15 protein-coding genes and 1 pseudogene are annotated in these 18,327 nt (G+C 70.0%); 11 read left to right on the top strand and 5 right to left on the bottom strand.

The window, feature by feature from the left end:
• Positions 1-327 precede the first annotated feature (327 nt).
• The 3 genes from ACFYP0_RS03205 to ACFYP0_RS03195 all read left to right on the top strand — a co-directional run bounded on the left by ACFYP0_RS03205 (position 328) and on the right by ACFYP0_RS03195 (position 3,096).
• Complete coding sequence (locus ACFYP0_RS03205) at positions 328-684, top strand: YciI family protein (protein ID WP_124861235.1); 357 nt, start codon at positions 328-330, stop codon at positions 682-684.
• A 2-nt stretch (positions 685-686) separates the two neighbouring features.
• Complete coding sequence (locus ACFYP0_RS03200; protein ID WP_355498012.1) at positions 687-1,895, top strand: RNA polymerase sigma factor; 1,209 nt, start codon at positions 687-689, stop codon at positions 1,893-1,895.
• A gap of 67 nt (positions 1,896-1,962) precedes the next feature.
• Complete coding sequence (locus tag ACFYP0_RS03195) at positions 1,963-3,096, top strand: carboxylate-amine ligase (protein WP_355498015.1); 1,134 nt, start codon at positions 1,963-1,965, stop codon at positions 3,094-3,096.
• Positions 3,097-3,119: 23 nt separating this feature from the next.
• Here ACFYP0_RS03195 and ACFYP0_RS03190 read toward each other — a convergent pair whose 3' ends face one another.
• Complete coding sequence (locus tag ACFYP0_RS03190) at positions 3,120-4,904, bottom strand: N-acetylglutaminylglutamine amidotransferase (protein WP_355498018.1); 1,785 nt, start codon at positions 4,902-4,904, stop codon at positions 3,120-3,122.
• Between the two features lie 136 nt (positions 4,905-5,040).
• Positions 5,041-5,472, bottom strand: a complete 432-nt coding sequence (locus ACFYP0_RS03185; protein WP_124861227.1) for a MarR family winged helix-turn-helix transcriptional regulator — start codon at positions 5,470-5,472, stop codon at positions 5,041-5,043.
• Positions 5,473-5,569: 97 nt separating this feature from the next.
• Between ACFYP0_RS03185 and ACFYP0_RS03180 the strand changes: the two genes are divergently transcribed.
• Positions 5,570-7,348 (top strand): ABC transporter ATP-binding protein, encoded by a 1,779-nt coding sequence (locus ACFYP0_RS03180; protein WP_386994166.1) that lies wholly within the window; start codon positions 5,570-5,572, stop codon positions 7,346-7,348.
• Positions 7,349-7,392: 44 nt separating this feature from the next.
• Here the strand turns inward: ACFYP0_RS03180 and ACFYP0_RS03175 are convergent, their stop codons facing one another.
• Positions 7,393-8,298 (bottom strand): TetR family transcriptional regulator, encoded by a 906-nt coding sequence (locus tag ACFYP0_RS03175; RefSeq protein ID WP_355498024.1) that lies wholly within the window; start codon positions 8,296-8,298, stop codon positions 7,393-7,395.
• 108 nt (positions 8,299-8,406) lie between these two features.
• On the opposite strand from ACFYP0_RS03175, the pseudogene ACFYP0_RS03170 reads away from it, so the two are divergent.
• From ACFYP0_RS03170 to ACFYP0_RS03150, 5 genes and pseudogenes are all read left to right on the top strand, one after another.
• Positions 8,407-9,318 (top strand): annotated as a pseudogene (locus ACFYP0_RS03170) (ABC transporter ATP-binding protein); the annotation flags it as partial.
• A 104-nt stretch (positions 9,319-9,422) separates the two neighbouring features.
• Positions 9,423-11,048, top strand: coding sequence for an ABC transporter permease (locus ACFYP0_RS03165; RefSeq protein WP_386994164.1), 1,626 nt, complete (start codon positions 9,423-9,425; stop codon positions 11,046-11,048).
• A 194-nt stretch (positions 11,049-11,242) separates the two neighbouring features.
• Positions 11,243-11,695: a hypothetical protein gene (locus ACFYP0_RS03160; RefSeq protein ID WP_356978434.1), complete on the top strand. Its 453-nt coding sequence runs from the start codon at positions 11,243-11,245 to the stop codon at positions 11,693-11,695.
• 193 nt (positions 11,696-11,888) lie between these two features.
• Positions 11,889-13,283 carry a hypothetical protein gene (locus ACFYP0_RS03155; RefSeq protein ID WP_386994161.1) on the top strand — a complete coding sequence of 465 codons (1,395 nt, stop codon included), beginning with the start codon at positions 11,889-11,891 and terminating at the stop codon, positions 13,281-13,283.
• A 50-nt stretch (positions 13,284-13,333) separates the two neighbouring features.
• Positions 13,334-13,672, top strand: a complete 339-nt coding sequence (locus tag ACFYP0_RS03150) for a hypothetical protein (protein ID WP_356978430.1) — start codon at positions 13,334-13,336, stop codon at positions 13,670-13,672.
• Between the two features lie 46 nt (positions 13,673-13,718).
• Here ACFYP0_RS03150 and ACFYP0_RS03145 read toward each other — a convergent pair whose 3' ends face one another.
• Together ACFYP0_RS03145 and ACFYP0_RS03140 are read right to left on the bottom strand one after the other, a co-directional pair.
• The gene (locus ACFYP0_RS03145; protein ID WP_386994159.1) at positions 13,719-14,459 is read right to left on the bottom strand and encodes a Crp/Fnr family transcriptional regulator; all 741 of its coding nucleotides are present in this window, start codon (positions 14,457-14,459) and stop codon (positions 13,719-13,721) included.
• Positions 14,460-14,574: 115 nt separating this feature from the next.
• A complete protein-coding gene (locus ACFYP0_RS03140; protein ID WP_356978426.1) occupies positions 14,575-15,060 on the bottom strand; it encodes a hypothetical protein in 486 nt (161 codons plus the stop codon).
• Positions 15,061-15,270: 210 nt separating this feature from the next.
• On the opposite strand from ACFYP0_RS03140, the gene ACFYP0_RS03135 reads away from it, so the two are divergent.
• Both ACFYP0_RS03135 and ACFYP0_RS03130 read left to right on the top strand, forming a co-directional pair.
• Complete coding sequence (locus ACFYP0_RS03135; RefSeq protein ID WP_356978424.1) at positions 15,271-16,059, top strand: hypothetical protein; 789 nt, start codon at positions 15,271-15,273, stop codon at positions 16,057-16,059.
• Positions 16,060-16,136: 77 nt separating this feature from the next.
• Positions 16,137-18,326, top strand: a complete 2,190-nt coding sequence (locus ACFYP0_RS03130) for a hypothetical protein (RefSeq protein WP_356978422.1) — start codon at positions 16,137-16,139, stop codon at positions 18,324-18,326.
• Position 18,327 lies beyond the last annotated feature (1 nt).

The following is an 18,327-nucleotide window of genomic DNA, read 5'->3' as shown; positions in this document are numbered from 1 at the left end:
CGTCGCAGGCATGGCTACCGGCTCCGGTCGCGGCACTGACGGACCGTACCCCCGTCCTTCGTCCTTTGCTCTGCACCCGCCGACGCGCCACCCGGGCCTGGGCACCGTCGCCTCCGCGGGTGCAGAGCAAAGGGCACGCCGACCCGACCACGGGGCTGGGCCGGTCGCCGAGTCGCTGTCGCCTCCGCGGGTGCAGAGCAAAGGGCAGGCCAACACCGGAGCCGGGTCGGCCGCGAGAACTTTCTGCCGGCCTGTCGATTCGGGCGGCGGCCGATCGTGTGGAGGATGAGAGGTCGGCGACGGGCCGGCCCCCCGCGAGGAGGAACGATGACGCTGTACCTGCTCAGCCTTCATCAGCCGCAGGGTGAGCTGCCCCCGGACCCGGAGTTTCTGGCCGGGGTGATGCGTCAGCTCGGTGAGCTGCGCGCCGAGTTGGCCTCCACCGGCTCGTGGGTCTTCGGTCAGGGACTGCACGGCCCGGAGACCGCCACCGTGCTGCGCGCCCGCGACGGCGACGTCCTGGTCACCGACGGCCCGTTCGTGGAGGGCAAGGAGTTCCTGGGCGGCATCACCATCATCGACGTGCCGGACCTGGACGCCGCCCTGCACTGGGGTCGCCGTTACGCGTTGGCCACCACCCTGCCGATCGAGGTGCGCCCCTTCCAGGGCGGGGCCGGCGACTGACAGTGCCGGACGTGGAGGCGGTGTTCCGCGCGGAGTACGGCCGCGCGGTGGCCGTCCTGGTCCGCCTCCTCGGCGACATCGACCTCGCCGAGGAGGCCGTCCAGGAGGCTTTCGTGGTCGCGGTGGCGCGCTGGCCGACGACCGGCCTGCCGCCCAGTCCGGCCGGCTGGATCATCACCACGGCCCGGAACCGGGCGATCGACCGGCTGCGCCGCGACGCGTCCCGGGTCGACCGGCACGCCCAGGCGGCTCTGTTGTTCGCCGCCGACAGTCCCGTCGAGGAGGGACCGGTGCACGACGACCGGCTACGGCTGATCTTCACCTGCTGCCATCCGGCGCTCGCCCCGAGCACCCGGGTCGCCCTCACCCTGCGGCTGCTCGGCGGCCTGAGCACCGCCGAGATCGCCCGAGCCTTCCTGGTGCCGGAGCCGACCATGGCACAGCGGCTGGTCCGCGCCAAGTCGAAGATCCGCAACGCCGGGATCCCGTACCGCGTGCCCCGCGACGCCGACCTGCCCGACCGGCTGCACGCGGTTCTCGCGGTGCTCTACCTGATCTTCAACGAGGGGTACACGGCCAGCGCTGGCCCGCACCTGGTCCGGACCGAACTGTGCGCCGAGGCGATCCGGTTGACCCGGCTGCTGGTCGAGCTGATGCCGGACGAGCCGGAGGCGCTCGGTCTGCTCGCGTTGATGCTGCTCACCGAGTCCCGCCGCGACGCGCGGACCAACGCCGAGGGTCAGCTGGTGGCGCTGCCGAGCCAGGACCGGGCCCGGTGGGACGCCGAGCTGATCACCGAGGGGCAGGCGCTGGTGCGCCGCTGCCTACGCCGCGACCGGCCGGGCCCGTACCAGATCCAGGCCGCGATCGCCGCCGTGCACAGCGCCGCGCGGCGCGCCGCCGACACGGACTGGGCGCAGATCCTTCAGCTGTACGACCAGCTGACGGTCGTCGCCCCCAGCCCGGTGGTGACGCTGAACCGGGCCGTCGCGCTCGCCGAGCTGTCCGGACCGGCGGTCGCGCTGACCGAGGTGGACCGCCTCGACCTGGTCGGCTACCACGTCTACCACGTGGTCCGCGCCGACCTGCTGGCTCGGCTCGGGCGGGGCGGGGAGGCCGTCGAGGCGTACCGGATGGCTGTCGCCCTGACGGACAACGCGGCCGAACGGGCCTTTCTCACCGCACGCGCGACGGCCCTGGCCACGCCCTGAGGGCGCGTTTGCCGCAGGGGCGGCCGGGAACCCGAGGCACCGCCGCAGCAGGGGATGGGGAGGGGCCATGGCGTACCGCCGGACCGTCGTCGACACCGCGCCCGACCTGTCCACCCTCACGCTCGGCGTGGAGGAGGAGTACCTGCTGCTCGACCCGGACAGCGGCCGGAACCTGCCGGTCGCCGACCAGGTGCTCGCCGCGCTGCGCGGCTCCGCCCGGGACCAGAGCCGCCAGGAGTTCCGGCACAGCATGGTGGAGATGGTCACCCCGGTCTGCGCCGACCTCACCGAACTGCGCGCACACCTGGTGGCGCTGCGCCGCTCCGCCGCGGAGGCCGCCACGGCGGCCGGGGCCCGGTTGGTGGCGGTCGGCGCCACCCCGGTGGCCGAACCGCACCGGACGGTCCCCGACAAACCGCGTTACCACGCGATGTCGCGCCGGTACGGGCCGGTGGCGCACGATCCGGCGGTGTGTGGCTGCCACGTGCACGTCGGGCTGCCCGACCGGGAACTCGCCGTGCAGGTCTGCAACCACCTGCGGGTGTGGCTGCCGGTCGTGCAGGCGATCACCACCAACTCGCCGCTGCACGACGGGTACGACACGGGGCACGCCAGTTGGCGCTCGATGCAGTTGGAACGCTGGCCCAGTATCGGTCCGACGCCATACTTCGACTCCGTCGCCGACTACGACCGCACGGTCGACGAGCTGATCGCCGCCGGCATCATGCTCGACGCGGCAATGGTCTACTGGTACGCCCGGCCGTCGTCGACGTACCCGACGGTGGAGGTGCGGGTCGGTGACGTCTGCACCGAGGTGGACGACGCGGTGCTGGTCGCGGCGCTGGTCCGGTCCCTCGTGGCCACCCTCGCCGACGACGTACGTGCCGGGGTGAGCGCCCCGGACGTCCGGGACTGCCTGGTCGCCGCGGCGCACTGGCGGGCCGCCCACGATGGTCTCGACGGCGAGCTGATCGACCTGCGTGCCGGTGGCACCCGGCCGGCCTGGGCGCTCGTCGACGAGCTGATGGCGGTGATCGCCCCGGCCCTGCTGCGCCACGGCGACCTCGGGTACGTGTTGGCGCAGCTGGCCCGGCTGCGTCGCGACGGCACCGGTGCCACCCGGCAGCGGCAGGTGCTGGAACGCGCCGGGGAACTGCACGCGGTCCTCGACGACCTGATCGCCCGCACGGCCGCCGGCTGAATGCCCGGCACGGCCCCCCGGGGTCAGCGGATGTCGTGGGTCTGGAGCCACAGCTCCAGCAGGCCGAGCTGCCACAGTTTGTTGCTGCCGGCCGCGGCCTCCGCCCGGTCCGGCTCGGCGAGCAGGTGGGCCACGTACTCCGGGCGGAACAGCCCCCGCTCGCGCGCGGCCGGCGCCTGCAACGCCTCGGCCACCAGCTCGCGCACCGGGCCGTCCACGTTGCGCAGCGCCGGCACAGGGAAGTAGCCCTTGGGCCGGTCGATCACCTCGGAGGGCAGCACCTCCCGGGCGACCTCCTTGAGCACGCCCTTGCCGCCCTGGCTGACCTTGTGCTCCGGCGGGCAGTGCGCAGCGAGGGTGACCAGGTCCTGGTCGAGGAAGGGCGTACGCACCTCCAGACCCCACGCCATGCTCATGCTGTCCACCCGCTTGACCGGGTCGTCGGGAAGCATCAGGTGGGTGTCCAGGCGCAGCACGGCGTCCAGCGCGGTCTGCGCCCCGGGCGCGGCGAGGTGCCCGGTGAGCAGATCCCGGCTGGCGTCGTGCTCCAGCGCGTACGCCGGGCCGACGATGCGGCGCAGCTCGTCGTGGTCGCGGTCGAAGAACGCGGCGGCGAACGTCTCGGCGGCGCCGTGCCGGGGCGCCTCGACCAGTGGCTGGTGGTAGCCGTAGCCGGCGAACACCTCGTCGGCGCCCTGACCCGACTGGGCCACCTTCACGTGCTGCGCCACCTGCTCGGAGAGCAGGTGGAAGGCGACCACGTCGTGGCTGCCCATCGGCTCGGTCATCGCCAGCACGGCCCGTCGGACGGCGGGCACCAGGTCGTCGTCGGCCAGTCGGATCCGATGGTGGTCGGTGTCGTACGCGCGGGCCACCAGGTCCGAGTAGTGGAACTCGTCGCCGGACTCGCCGTCGCGGCTGTCGAAGCCGATGCTGAACGTGCGCAGGTGTTGCTGGCCGGCCTCGGCGAGCAGCGCCACGATGAGGCTGGAGTCCAGACCGCCGGAGAGCAGCACCCCCACCGGCACGTCGGCGACCAGCCGTCTGCGTACCGCCGCGCGCAGCGCGTCGCCGATCGCGGCCCGCCAGTCGCCGGCGTCCATCCCCGCGTCGGCGGGCTCGCGCACGTAGTCGGGTCGCCAGTAGACCTCCTCTCGGCTGCGCCCGTCCGCCTCGATCACCCGCAGGGTGGCCGGAGGCAACTTGCGCACGCCGCGCAGCACGGTACGCGGGGCGGGAACGATGGAGTGCCAGGACAGGTAGTGGTGCAGCGCCACCGGGTCGATGCCGGTGTCGACGTCGCCGGCGGCCAGCAGCGCGGGCAGGGTGGAGGCGAACCGGAGCCGCCCCGGTGTCTCGGCGAGGTAGAGCGGTTTGATGCCGAGCCGGTCGCGGGCCAGGATCAGCCGCCGCCGGACCCGGTCGACCAGCCCGATCGCGAACATGCCGACCAGGTGGTCGACGAAACGTTCACCCCAGTGGGCGTACGCCACCAGGATCACCTCGGTGTCGCTGGTGGAGTGGAAGGCGTACCCGGCGCGGCGCAACTCCTCGCGCAGCTCCGGGTAGTTGTAGATGCAGCCGTTGAAGACCAGTGCCAGGCCCAGGTCGTCGCGGATCATCGGCTGCCCGCCCGCGTCGGACAGGTCGATGATGGTCAGCCGGCGGTGCCCGAGGGTCACCCAGCCGTCGGCGGACAGGCCCTCGCCGTCCGGGCCGCGTGAGCGCATCGCCTCGGTCATCCGGGTGACCGCCGACGCGTCGGGCGAGCGGCCGTCGAATCGCGCCTCCCCGCTGATCCCGCACATCAGCCGGGACGGTGAGGGTTCAGGGCAGACATGCGCGTCCTCCTGTCGCGTCTCCCCGACTTGGTGGTGGCGGGGGCCCCGCCGTGCGAACGGGGCCGCTGGCTACCCGGGCGCGGCGCGGACAAACCCGCAGGTCTCAGGTACGCAGTGTGCGCAGGATGCGGGCCAGTTCGGCACGGTCGGTGTCGTTGAGGTGGCCGAAGAAGCGGTCGGCCTCGGCCCGGCGCGCGGCCCGGATGGCGGTGCTGACGCGGTCGCCCTCCTCGGTGAGCGCGACCAGGGTCGCCCGACGGTCCGCCGGGTCCGGTCGGCGTTCGACCAGCCCTCGGGTCTGGAGGTCGTCGACGACCTCGGTCGCCGAGCGGGGCGCGATGCGCAGGTGCTCGGCGAGGGTGCCGGGGCGCACCTCGCCGTGCCGGGCCAGCACGCCGAGGGCCCGGGACTGGCTGGGGGTGACGTCCCAGGGCGCCAGTGAGTCGCGGGTCTGCCGGCGCAGACGGGACGCCACCGCCCAGAACGTCTCCGCCAGGCTCTCGTCGTCGGCGCTGTCGACGGTGTGCTCGGTCACCGGAATACCGTAGCAGGATATGTGGTTGCTCCCTCATGATGAGGTAACCTCAGCAATATCGCCGACGAAGGGTAGTGCCCCCTTGGAACCCACCCCGATGGGCCGCGACCGCGGCCACCGCACCCTCAGCGCCGAAGAGAAGACGCAGGCCCGTCAGGTGTCCCTGCGCCGCATCGGCCGCCTGTTCACCCCACACCGGCCAGCGCTGGCCGCCGTCACCGCGATCATCGTGGTCTCCTCGATCATCGCGATGGCCACCCCGTTCCTGCTGCGTGCCGTGATCGACCGGGCCCTGCCGCAGGGCGACGTGACGCTGCTGGTCTGGCTGGTCCTCGGCATGGTCGCCGTCGCGGCGGTGACCTCCGCCCTCGGCGTCGTGCAGACCTGGATCTCCACCCAGGTCGGCCAGCGGGTCATGCACCGGCTGCGCACCGACGTCTTCAGCCACCTCCAGCGCCAGTCGCTCGGCTTCTTCACCCGCACCCGCACCGGCGAGGTGCAGTCCCGGATCACCAACGACATCGGCGGGATGCAGTCGGTGGTCACCTCCACCGCTACCGCCGTCGCCGCCAACCTCACCACAGTGGTCGCCACCACGGTCGCCATGGTCGCGCTCTCCTGGCAGCTCTCTCTGGTCTCGCTCGTGGTGCTGCCGCCGGCCATCTGGCTGACCCGTCGGGTCGCCCGGATGCGCCGCGAGATCACCGCCCAACGGCAACGCGAACTCGCCGACCTCAACGTCACCGTCGAGGAAGGGCTCTCGATCAGTGGCGTACAGCTGGCGAAGACCCTCGGCACCGGCCCCGCGCTGATCGACCGCTTCACCGCCTCCTCGGCCCGCCTGGTCGACCTGGAGCTGCGCAGTGAGCTGGCCGGCCGCTGGCGGATGGCCTCGATGAGCATCATCTTCGCCGCCGTACCGGCGGTCATCTACCTCGCCGCCGGACTGCCCGGCACCGCCGGCACGCTGAGCATCGGCACCCTGGTCGCCTTCACGGCCCTGCAGGGCGGCCTGTTCCGACCGCTGATGGGCCTGCTCAACGTGGGTGTCTCGCTCACCGCGTCGCTGGCGCTCTTTGCCCGGATCTTCGAATACCTGGACCTCCCGGTCGACGTGGCCGACCCCACCGAGCCGGTCCGCCTCGACCCCACCCGGGTACGCGGCCACCTGCGCCTGGAGGACGTCACCTTCGGCTACCCGGGCAGCGACACCGCCGCCCTCGCCGGGATCACCCTCGACGTGCCCGCCGGCACCAGCCTCGCCCTGGTCGGCGAGACCGGCTCCGGCAAGAGCACCCTCGCCGGGCTGATCAGCCGACTGCACGACCCGACCGCCGGCCGGATCACCGTCGACGGCGTCGACCTGCGCGACCTGCGCCTGGCCGACCTGGCCGCGATCGTCGGCGTGGTCAGCCAGGAGACGTACCTGCTGCACACCACAGTCCGGGAGAACCTGCGCTACGCCCGCCCGGAGGCCACCGACAACGAGATCGAGGACGCCGCCCGCGCCGCCCAGATCCACGATCTGATCGCCGGGCTGCCCGACGGGTACGACACCGTGGTCGGCTCACGCGGGCACCGGTTCTCCGGCGGTGAGAAGCAGCGCCTCGCCATCGCCCGGACGCTCCTGCGCGACCCGCGCATCCTGGTTCTCGACGAGGCCACCAGCGCGCTGGACACCGAGACCGAACGTGCCGTGCAGCGGGCCTTCGACGTGCTCGCCCAGGGGCGCACCACGATCACCATCGCGCACCGGCTCTCCACGGTCCGCGACGCCGACCAGATCGCGGTGCTCGACCACGGTCGGATCGTCGAGGCCGGCACCCACGACAGCCTGCTGGACCGCAACGGCCGCTACGCCACGCTGGCGGCCTGAACATCGACTCAAAATAGTCTCGAAATAGTCTTGGAACTGTCTCGTTATGGTGCGGTCAGGTGGCGGTAGACGGTGGCACGCGAGACACCCAGCGCCGCGGCGATGGCGTCCACGGAGTGGGTGCCCGCCGCGTGCATCCGCCGGGCCGCCTCGACCTGCTCCCGGCCCAGCGCGGGCGGCCGTCCCGGCCGCCGACGGCGGCTCCCCGCGCCGCTCGCCGGCCCGCTGGCCGCCCCCGCTGGCAGCGTCGGGGTCGCGCTGCCTGAGGCCGCGTGCCGCGCGCTCACGTGCGTCGGGGTCTCCCGCGTCGGCGGCGGGACCGTCGCGGTCGTGCGCGCCCCGACTGCGGCGTCCGTTCGCGTCCCGGTCGCAGGGGCCAGGTGCGGCGCCGCCGCGGGGTCCGCGGGCAGCGGGGCCAGCAGTCGGCGTACGCCGTCGAGCATGTCGGCGCGCAGCACCTCGTCGGACACGTCGGTGAAGAAAACGATCGGATCGCTGCACGCCGCGACCGCCTGCACCGCCCGGACGCGCTCCAGACGCCCGGCGTCCGGCCCGGCGATGAGGTCGTTGGCCCGCATCGCGACCTCCATCAGACGGTGGTAGGTGTCGCCCCGACCGATCAGCGCGATGTCGTGGAAGAGCATGCCGAGCGGCCGGCGATGGGCGAGCATGATGTCCACCCAGCCCTCCAGCACCGTCCACCGGGCCAGCTCGGTGGGCTGACCCCGGGCCGAGTCGAGCAGCGCCTCCAGGTCGGCCACCAGGGGCTCGACCAGGGCGGCGAGCAGGTTCTCCTTGGCCGGGAAGTGGTACAGGATCGCGGTCTTGGTGAGCCGCAGCCGCTCGCCGATCTGGCGCAGCGAGGTGCGCTGGTAGCCGTGTTCGGCGAACAGGTCGAGCGCGGCGCGCAGGATCCGGGTGCGGGTGTCGTCCGCGGGATCGGCGGTCATGGGGCCAGCCTAGCGACGCCCTGACCGGTGGGCACGATCACCGTTGATTCTACTGACCGTTGGTCAGTAGAGTGGTGACGGTCGACGTAGCCAACGGCAGGAGGGGCCATGCCCGTCATCTCGATCGGCAACCTGGTCAAGACGTTCGGCGCCATCCGGGCACTCGACGGGTTGGACCTGCACGTCGAGCAGGGGGAGGTGCACGGCTTCCTCGGGCCCAACGGCTCCGGAAAGTCCACCACCATCCGGATCCTGCTCGGGCTGCTCCGCCGGGACTCCGGCGACGCCCAGGTGCTCGGCGCCGACCCGTGGCGCGACGCGGTCCGCCTGCACCGCCGGCTGGCGTACGTGCCGGGCGACGTCAGCCTCTGGCCCAACCTGACCGGCGGGGAAGCCATCGACCTGCTCGGTCAACTGCGCGGCGGCCTCGACCGGCGTCGCCGCGACGAGCTGCTGCACCGCTTCGACCTGGACCCGACCCGCCGTTGCCGCACCTACTCCAAGGGCAACCGGCAGAAGGTCGCCATCGTCGCCGCCTTCTCCTCCCCGGTGGAGCTGTACGTGCTCGACGAGCCGACCTCCGGCCTCGACCCCCTCATGGAGGCGGTGTTCCAGGACGAGGTCCGGCGGGTCAAGCAGGCCGGCGCCACAGTGCTGCTCTCCAGCCACGTGCTCGCCGAGGTCGAAGCGCTCTGCGACCGGGTCAGCATCATCCGCGAGGGCCGTACCGTCGAATCCGGCACCCTCACCGAGCTGCGCCACCTCACCCGTACGGCGGTGACCGTCGAGACCGCCCGCCCGGTCACCGGCCTGGACGCGCTGCCCGGCGTGCACGACGTGCACGAGGTCGACGGCCGCACCCACCTGGAGGTCGAGCCCGCCCACCTCGACGAGTTGCTCGGCCAGCTCATCCGCTTCGGCGTCCGCGCGCTGACCAGCACACCACCCACCCTGGAGCAGCTCTTCCTACGCCACTACGGCGACGATCCCGCCGCCGCTGCCACGGGTGCTCCCAGCGCCGCTGCTGCCACGGGTGCTCCCAGCGCTGCCGCCGCGTCGGGCGCTCCGGCCGCCGGCTCCTCGGACGCCGATGCGCAGGTTGACGCCCCGCAGGGCGGTGCCCGGTGAGCGCCCTCACCGGCACGACGCGGCTGGCCCGGCTCGTGCTGCGCCGCGACAGGATCCGCCTCGCCATCTGGATCCTCGGCACGCCCCTGCTCGGCTACGCCCTCGCCGGCAGCGTCGCCGGCATCTACCCGGACCAGGAGGCCCGGCTGGGCTACGCCACCACCTCGGCGTCCAGTCTGGTCGCCCGCGCCTTCAACGGCCCCATCCACGGCACCGACCTCGGTGCCGTGGTCGTCGCCGAGACGTACGTGACGCTGGCCCTGATCGTCGCGCTGCTGAGCACCTTCGCGGTGACCCGGCACACCCGCCAGAACGAGGAGACCGGCCGGGCCGAACTGCTCGGCGCCAACGTGGTCGGACGGTACGCGTCGCTCACCGCCGCGCTGCTCGTCATCGTCGCGGCGAACACCCTGGCCGCCGTGCTGCTCGCGGTCGCGCTGGTCGGCGCGGGTCTGCCGCTCGCCGGCTCCGTCGCGGCAGCGGCCGCGATCGGCGGCGTCGGTGTCGCCTTCACCGCGATCGCCGCGGTCACCGCCCAGCTCTCCGTCACCTCGCGTGGCGGCAACGCGCTCGCCGCCGCCACCGTCGGGCTCTCCTTCGTGCTGCGCGCCGCCGGAGACGTCCTCGGCGACCAAAGCGCCGACGGCACCCGCGTGCGCAGCGCCTGGCCGTCGTGGATCTCCCCGCTCGGCTGGGGCAACCAGGTACGAGCCTTCGACGGTGAACGCTGGTGGGTGCTCGCCCTGCCCGTCGCGCTGCTGCTCGCCGGAGTGGCGCTGGCGTACGCCCTCGCCGAACGACGCGACCAGGGTGCCGGGCTGATCGCCCCCCGACGCGGCCCCGCCACCGGCGCGCCACGGCTGCTCAGCCCCACCGGGTTGGCCTGGCGGATGCAGCGCGGCACGCTGCTCGGCTGGGCGGTCGGGGTGGCCGTACTCGGCTTCTCCATGGGCATCGCCGGCGACGAGTTCAACGACATGATCGACGCGAATCCGGCCGCCGCCGAAGCGATCAACGCGATGGGTGGCGGAGCCGACCTGATCAACGCGTACCTGGCCGCGATGCTCGGCCTCTTCGCCCTGACCATCGGCGCGTACGTCGTGCAGGCCCTGCTCCGCGTACGCGGCGACGAAGCCGACGGGGTGCTGGAGGCCGCCCTCGCCACGGCGGTCAGTCGCACCCGCTGGCTCGGCACCCAGGTGCTCGCCGCAACGCTCGGCGCGGTCGCCCTGCTGCTCCTCGCTGGCGTGACCACCGGCCTCGGCTACGGCATCGTCACCGGAGACCCGCTCGGCCAGGCCGTCGAGCTGGGCGGCGCCGCGCTGCTGCGCCTGCCCGCCCTGCTCGTGGTCGCCGGGGTGGTGACCGCGATCTTCGGGCTGCTGCCCCGCTGGTCGGTGGTGCTGTCCTGGACGGCGCTGCTGGTCTTCCTGCTCCTCGGGCAGCTCGGCGCGGTGCTGGAGTTGCCGCAGGCCGCCCTCAACGTCTCCCCGTACACCCATGTGCCGGCCGTGCCCGCTGTCGACCCGGCGGTGCTTCCCCTGGTGGTGCTGGCGGCGGTGGCCGCGGCCCTGCTGGCCGTCGGCGTGGCCGCCTTCCGCCACCGCGACGTCCCGTCCTGACGTGTCGTCGTCGGCTCGGGCATCCACGCGGTCCACCCCTGTCCGGTCTTGCCCGGTGCTGGCAGCCTCGACGGCGTGAGCACCCTTCTGACGCAGCTTCCGGCGCTCCTCGGCGTTCTGGTCGGCACCCTGGGCACTATCCTTGCCACCTCGATGGCCGACCGCGCCCGCTGGCGGCGTGGCCAGAACGTCCGGTGGGACGAACGGCGGCTCGACGCGTACGTCGACTACGCCCACGCTCTCAAGGAGAGCCACGCCGTGGCGCTACGCCTGACGGCGGACCTGGGCCGGGGTCCTACAGCCATCCGATCGACCGGGAAGAGGGCCTTGCCCGACTGGCCGAGGCGGAGGCCCGGCGCACCATTGTCTGGGAGAATCTGCTGCTTCTCGGCGACGCAGCGACGGTCGCCGCCGCCGCCAGTTGGCGGGACGCGATCTGGCAGGTCGAACGGCTCGCTCGGAGACTCGTCGAGGCGCCACCGGACATCGCGGAGACGCTTACCCGGGCCAACGAGGCCCGCGACGGCTACTACCGGGCGGCCCGTCGCAGCCTGGGTGTTCGGGGTGGTTCGGTGGAGCAGTCCGCCGCGCTGCGGGAAGCGCTGATTAGTCGTTCCGGCGCGAGGCCGGACATACCCGCGAACTGAGGCGGCGGCCGGTACTGAAAGATCATGGACAGCGAATTGACAGTGCGGGAATTACTGTCCCAGCATGGCATCGTCAATTCCCAGAAGTGTCAGTGCGAAAGACGTTGCCGACACGGTGAGGGGCCGTACCGGCGGGGGGCCGGCGCTGCCCTCGGTACCGACAGACCTGGCCAGCCGACAGATGTGCTGTGCCATGCACCTGCATCCGCCGTTGGCGGCGCAGGTCTTGCTGCAATACAGCATCGACAACCCGAAGGCATGGTGTCCCCCTTTCGGGGTGGACGCGGTTGCGCTGGTGCGGCACGCCCAGGCGTCCGACACCCATTGGCGGAAGCTGTACGGCGCGGTCGCGCTGACGCGTTATTCGTTGCTCGGTCTGGTCGCGCTCGGCACCCTCCTCCTCTGGCGCGACGGGCTGGTGACGGCGCTGCTCTCGCTGCCTCTCATCGCCGTGGCGTGCGGAGTCGGGTGGCGCACGACCTTCCTCAGTCTCCAGGAAACCCGCGCGGCGGCGATCGGCACCATGGCGGAGGAGAAGGCTCTGGCCGCCCAGGCGCCAGAGGTCGAATCCGACCTGGAAGACGAGCTTGCCGCCTTGCAGGACGCCAACATGATCGTCTTTGACGTCTCCGCGGACAGCCCGTTCGTCGGCAGCGGCACCGAGATCGGCCGCTGGGCCCTGCCGCCCATCGACGTCAGCCACAGTCGAGAACAGAATCGAGACGGTACGCGACCACCTGCGACCTTCTCCATCCGAGAACTGCACGACGATCTGATTCGGCTCGCTCGGTCGCGGCTCGGGCTGAGCGACATTGAGGTCACCAAGCGGATCTACGTGCGGGGGGACGTGCTGCCGGATTGTGAGGGGTTGTTCCATCCAGACGAGGTACGCCCGCCATCCCGGGTGGAAACCTGCTGGGTGGATCTGGGCAGCGACGTGCCAGGGGACCAGGCCAGGACGTACGTGTGTCTGGCGAAGAACCTCGTTGGTGGCCAGATCGTCGTCAGCCTCTTCGCCCGCTACACCCTTGAACTTGGCATTCTGTCCTGCGAGTTCGCCGCGTTCGTCCTGCCGCCCGTCCTACGCGACTCCGCGCCCGCCACGGGGTTCTACGGTCTGTTTGGGGAGGATCTGAGCCCGCTTCATAGGCGCTCGACGACCTGGGCCCTCGCCATCGCGGCGTGGCGCACCTACGTTGCCGAGCTGTTCCTGCGCTCGGACCGGGGCATCGACCTGGCCGAGGCGCACGGGGAACGGGCGCAGCATCACTACGAGGCGCTCGAGGAGGGTCGACGCTACGACTACGGGGCGCCCTTCAGCGCCCGAGAGCTCGCGGCGACCACGAGCATCGAGAGCTATTTCGAAGTCGCGGATGTGCGTGACTGTCTGTTACGGATGCAGCGAGGAGTGATCGACTGTCTGGTTGCGTTCCTGACGGACAAGGGCATCGACACGTCCGAGATAGCCGCCGGACAGCAGCGGATCATCAACAACATCACCAACATTGGGGAGGTGTCCGGCCGGGGCAACATCTTCGGGAACCACGGACGGGTGTCGAATTTTGATCGCGATGACCAGTCGGACTGATCGGTGTGGCCCGCAGGTCCGGCCGGCGGGCGACCAGGAAGGATGAGCCAGTGAGTCAGTTCAACTTCGGCGGCGACATCAGCGGTGAGGCGAACGTCTTCGGCGACCACGCGCAGGTGCACAACCGGAGCAACGATTTCAGTCGAGGCTCGGATCTCGCCGGGCTCGTCGCTGCCCTGGTCGACGAGATCGCGAAGCACCGGACGGAGGTTCGCGAGGCCGAACAGCTGACACAGTTGGCGAGCACGGCTGCGGCGTACGCCGCCGAGCCACGGCCCAACGTGGAGGGCATTCGCAGCCTGCTACCGGCTCTGCTGGCAGGTGCCGGAACGGTGACCGCCGTGGCCGATGCCGTTCTGCGCGTCTCCCAGGCCGTCAACAGCCTCTAGTGGGTGTGAACGTTGACCTGGCACCTTCAACCGGCGAGCACGGGGGTCAGTTGGCACTCGCCGACCAGGGCTGACCGCTGTTTCCCAGGTGGCCGACACGTTGTAGCTGTGCCAGATCGTGAACGACGATCTGCCGGTAGCCGGTCCGGATGACTCCCGCCCGCCGCAGTTCGCGGAGGGCCTTCTCGACCGTCGGCTCCGCAGCACCGCAGAGTGACGCCAACTCCGGCTGAGTCAGCGTCACGCCGACGGTGCGTCCGTCGCTGATGGCCTCACCGTGCGCCGTCGAGAGTTCGGCCAGAACCCGTGCCAGGCGGATCTTTGCCGGGTAGGCGGTGAAATCGACTCGGCGGCGGTTCGCCCACCGGAAGCGCGCTGCCGTGGTCCTCGCCAGGGCAAGCGCCGCCTCTGGCTGGTCGTGTAGGAACGGATGCCACTCTCGCTTGTAAATGACGGTCACCAATCCCGCACCGCACGTTGTGACCGTGGCCGTCCGCGGGGTGTCATTGAGCGCGGAGATTTCGCCGACCAGGTCGCCTGAGACCCGGATGGCCAGGAGCGTTTGGCGGCCATCTGCCATGTTGACGGTTACCTTTGTTACGGCTTCCCTGAGCAGTATCAGGTGACTACCGGTGGAGCCCTCCCGCAAGATGTGGTCTCCGGCCTTAACCGAGACGGTTGTTCCCAACGCGAGAAGGCTGGCTCTTGTCTTCGGGCTGAGGGAGCCGAGCAGTGTGCCAGGAGGCCAGCGAAGGCTCGTCGGCGGCTGCTCGTAGCTGCGTCGCACCTCAGCACCCCGTTCGTCGGCGGGCAACCCTGCTCATGTCGGATGAGACACGGGCAGTCGATGGATCCAAGTATTTCTGATTTGGGATCCTCGGAGAAGCCCTGCACCGCTTCTTTCAATCACTCAACACGGCAATGGCCAGCCAAACTGTGGCTGCGCAACTCGCCGCCACGCTCCACGGCATCGCCGCCTGCACCCGCCGGTGCTTCCTGAGTGCGATGTTCGCGAGGACCGCAGCCAGAAACCATGCTTCGGCGGCCTCCCGACCGGCGTCGAGTCGTGGCGGTGCGATGCGGGCGGCCGGCAGCGCCGGGAACCCGAACCTGTTGGGCGAGGGAGGCCCGGACGTCTGTGGTCGAAAGCCGATGGCGAGGTGTCGCGCCGCGATCAGGAGAGTGATCACGAAGAGCAGGCCTACTCCGTTGACGACCATGGAGAGGACGGGGGAATCCGCAATGACGTGGAAGACCACGGGCGCCTTGCTGACAATGAGGGCCACCACCGAGCCGTGGAAGGCGAACAGCCGAGAGATCTTGGCATCGGCATGTCGGATGGCGTCCTGGTGAAGGCGGATCGCGGCTAGTGCCCGCTCTACCTCCACGTCGGACCGTCGGTATTTCACGTGGCGCGATGAGATGGTCATGCATCCAGTGAAGGCAACAAGGTGTGGACGATCTCCGTAAGAGTATGGGATCTCGTGTATCCGACACATGCTCATCTACTTCCTGACAACCCGTACTTCGACGGGTTTCCCACGGCTGGCCATCGCTATAAGTGACATGACCAGGACCGCAGAGCGTGAGGAGGCAAGATGGCAACGCTGCAGCCAGACCGCAGATTGATCATGTTCGTCGACATGGAGAGCTACAGCCGGCACGACGACGCCGGCCAGGTCAACGCCCAGATGAACTTTCGCCCACTCATGCGGCGGGCGGCGGAGCAGTGCGGCCTAGACCGGGACGGCTGGGAGATCCAATCTTCCGGGGACGGGGAACTCGCGCTCTTTCCCCTCGGGACGCCTGAACCTCGGCTTGTTGCCGACCTCGTACCCGCCATGGACAGGATCCTCCGGGACCACAATCGCCATGCCGGTGCGCACGCGCAGGTGCGGATGCGGGTCGCGTTCCATCAGGGACTTGTGACAAGGACCGAGAACGGCTACGCCGGATCAGCAGTGGTGACTGCGGCTCGTCTGGTAGAGGCGCCCGCGCTGAAGGAGGCGCTAGCGTCGTTCCCCGCGGCAGCGGTAGCGATGATTGTGTCTTCGACGATCTACCGGGACGTGGTGAGCCAGTCGTACAGCGGGATACGGAAGGAGCGTTACGGTCGCGTCAGCGTTCGCGTCAAATCGTTCGGCGATGAGGCTTGGATCTTCATTCCCGATGAGAACGTCAACGCGACGACGATCGCATCCGCCGATGCCTCGACACCGGCCCCTCGGCCTGACCCGAGCGGTGGCGAGCGAGCACAAGCCGAACCGCCGAGTGGAAGCCGCTTCGCCTTCGGCTCAGTAGCCAACCACGGCCCGACCGTCTTCGGTGATCATGGCCGAGCCTGGGGTGCGGAGGCTACACGCGCTGATGGGCAGGGGCGACAGTGAGCCCGGAGTCCGCAACAGGGCCGGTGCAGGCGGGGGCGCCCGCAGCCGAGCCAGCCGCCGATCCGGCGGCACCCGCTGTGCCGCAGAACCCAGACCCCGCGGAGTCGCCACCTGTTCCAGAGCAGGGCACGAGACGCGAGGCAAACGCGGGTGCCAGACGCCATCGCGATTCGGAAGACCCGACAGACGTAGCCGACGAGCGGAATGATGATCGCGACTCGCCCGACGACTTCATCCGCTCCAATCCCACCCTTCGCTCCTTCACGTCGCGCAGGGGCAGCGAGTTCCGGATCGAGGACTTGACCAACGCTGGTCCCAGTGCGTTCGGTGATCGGGCAACGGTCATCGGAAATCTCAGTTTCGGGCAGGGCAGCTCGAAGCCGAGGTTCTTCGCCGACCGAATCAGCGATCTGACCGCGAGACGCCACACCTTCGTACGGCCACCCCACTTCGGTGAGTTGCGGGATCGGTTGCGTCGTTATCCGGTAGTGGGACTTGCTGGTCCGGTGGGCAGCGGTCGTTCGACCGCCGCCTGCGTCGCTCTCGCAGAGCATCTTGGATCCGACGAGGTCATGGAGATTGTGGTACCGCCCGGATTGGACGACGTCCGATTGATCCGTGAGCAGCCCGAATTTCTGGAGAAAGGTGTTGGTTACATCGTCAAGGTTGGCGGCCGGCAGGTCCGGAGCGCCGTCCGATCTATCGAGGCGGTGTTCCAAGAAAATGACTGTAGTGGGGTCATCATCCGGGACACGGAGGAGCCCGAGGCATCCCGCCACCGAGCGGAGGTGTTCCACCACTCATCAGTCTCGCGCGTTGACGTCTTCCGCCAGCATCTCTTGTATTACCTCAGAGAAAAATGCGTTGACAACTGCACCGATTGTGATCGCAGCTGCGGGAGAGCGTACACGGTCCAGATGCTCACACCAGAGGTGCGCAGATTGCTCGATCTGCTGACGAGACCGAGTGAGTGCGTCCTACACGCGGAGACGATCGCGCGCGAACTTCCCGCAGACGCTAATGGTGTCGTCGCGCTGTTGCCATCTGAGAACAAGCGGTACCGGGATAAGGCGCGGCAGATCCTCTTGCTGCCCGAGGACAAAGAAGCGGTCTTTCAGAACAGGCCCGTACAGCATCGACGAGCGCTGCGGATCGCCTACGCCGTCTTCGCGGGACAATCCATGGCGCGTGTTTCAGAGGGCGCTGGTCTGCTGCTCGGAAAGCTCGATCGACTCTTCAATGAGCCGGCTATCGGCCGGCCCGCGCTGCTCAACGACATGCCGGCTCTGTTGGGTCAGGAACTCGGAGCGGATTGGCACGACAGGGCCACGGAGGGGGAGTCTTCGCATACGGCGGCGAGAGTGGCCCACATCAAGCCCGAGATGGTGAGGGCGATCCTCGACGTTGCCTGGAACGATTTCGACAACACCCGCCCCGCACTCGTTGAGTGGATCGACGAACTCGCCGCCCATCCTGCCCCAGGGTTCAGTAATTGCGCTGCGGTCGCCGCCGCGATCTTTGCCACTCATGACTTTGAGCAGGTCTATGAGGAGGTGATCCGGCGATGGGCGAGGGATCGAAAGCGCGGGAGACGGAAGGCAGCCGCAGCCGCCATGGCTTCCGCGGCAAACCTGGACGGTGCGGTGGCGGTTGGATTGAGGGTGAGCTCCCAGGTCAGGGCAGACGTGGGTAAGAAGCTCGAATGGCTCGCCCACTCCAGGTCGGTGCTCGAACGGGACACCGCAGCGATGGTGTGGGGGATGGGTTACACACCACGTCACCCCTTCCAGACCGCACGGGCCCTGACCGCCGTGGCAGCAAATGCCAACGCGTCGTCCATCTGGACCGTCACGGACGCGATCGAGAATCTGTCTCGAAAATATGGGAGCGCATGGACGGTCAACGTCCTTTCCTGGTGGCTCGACAGCGACGACGCCACTCTCCGCGCGGGTGCCACCCACGCCTTCCTGAACTGGTTGGAGGAGCCGCTCACCGAGCGAGTTGATCAGCTCGTGGCTCTCCTGGAGGCCCAACCATCCATGGTCGATCGGTTGGCCACATTGTGGCGAGTCGTACTCCTCGATCCCGGATGCTCCGTCGCCGCGTGGCGGCGCCTCGCGGCTTGGTTACGCGGTGGTGCCAGCGACGCCCGGCTCAGGGAGCCGGTCCGAGCGCTCGCGATACGGCTTGCCGCTGAACCCGCGATCCGCTCCCGGCTGAACTACTGGCTCTCCAAGGCCTCAACGACATCCCCTTCCCCCGCCTGAT

Source organism: Micromonospora arida, from assembly GCF_042873195.1.
Taxonomy (GTDB): Bacteria; Actinomycetota; Actinomycetes; order Mycobacteriales; family Micromonosporaceae; genus Micromonospora; species Micromonospora arida.
Note: the sequence above shows the minus strand (reverse complement) of the source record. Positions and strands in the feature narration are given on the sequence as shown.

Bases quoted from the DNA above. Each gene is read 5' to 3' on its own strand.
- ACFYP0_RS03205 (WP_124861235.1), top strand. From the start codon at position 328: ATGACGCTGTACCTGCTCAGCCTTCATCAGCCGCAGGGTGAGCTGCCC.
- ACFYP0_RS03195 (WP_355498015.1), top strand. From the start codon at position 1,963: ATGGCGTACCGCCGGACCGTCGTCGACACCGCGCCCGACCTGTCCACC.
- ACFYP0_RS03190 (WP_355498018.1), bottom strand. From the start codon at position 4,904: ATGTGCGGGATCAGCGGGGAGGCGCGATTCGACGGCCGCTCGCCCGAC.
- ACFYP0_RS03180 (WP_386994166.1), top strand. From the start codon at position 5,570: ATGGGCCGCGACCGCGGCCACCGCACCCTCAGCGCCGAAGAGAAGACG.
- ACFYP0_RS03175 (WP_355498024.1), bottom strand. From the start codon at position 8,298: ATGACCGCCGATCCCGCGGACGACACCCGCACCCGGATCCTGCGCGCC.
- ACFYP0_RS03155 (WP_386994161.1), top strand. From the start codon at position 11,889: ATGCACCTGCATCCGCCGTTGGCGGCGCAGGTCTTGCTGCAATACAGC.
- ACFYP0_RS03135 (WP_356978424.1), top strand. From the start codon at position 15,271: ATGGCAACGCTGCAGCCAGACCGCAGATTGATCATGTTCGTCGACATG.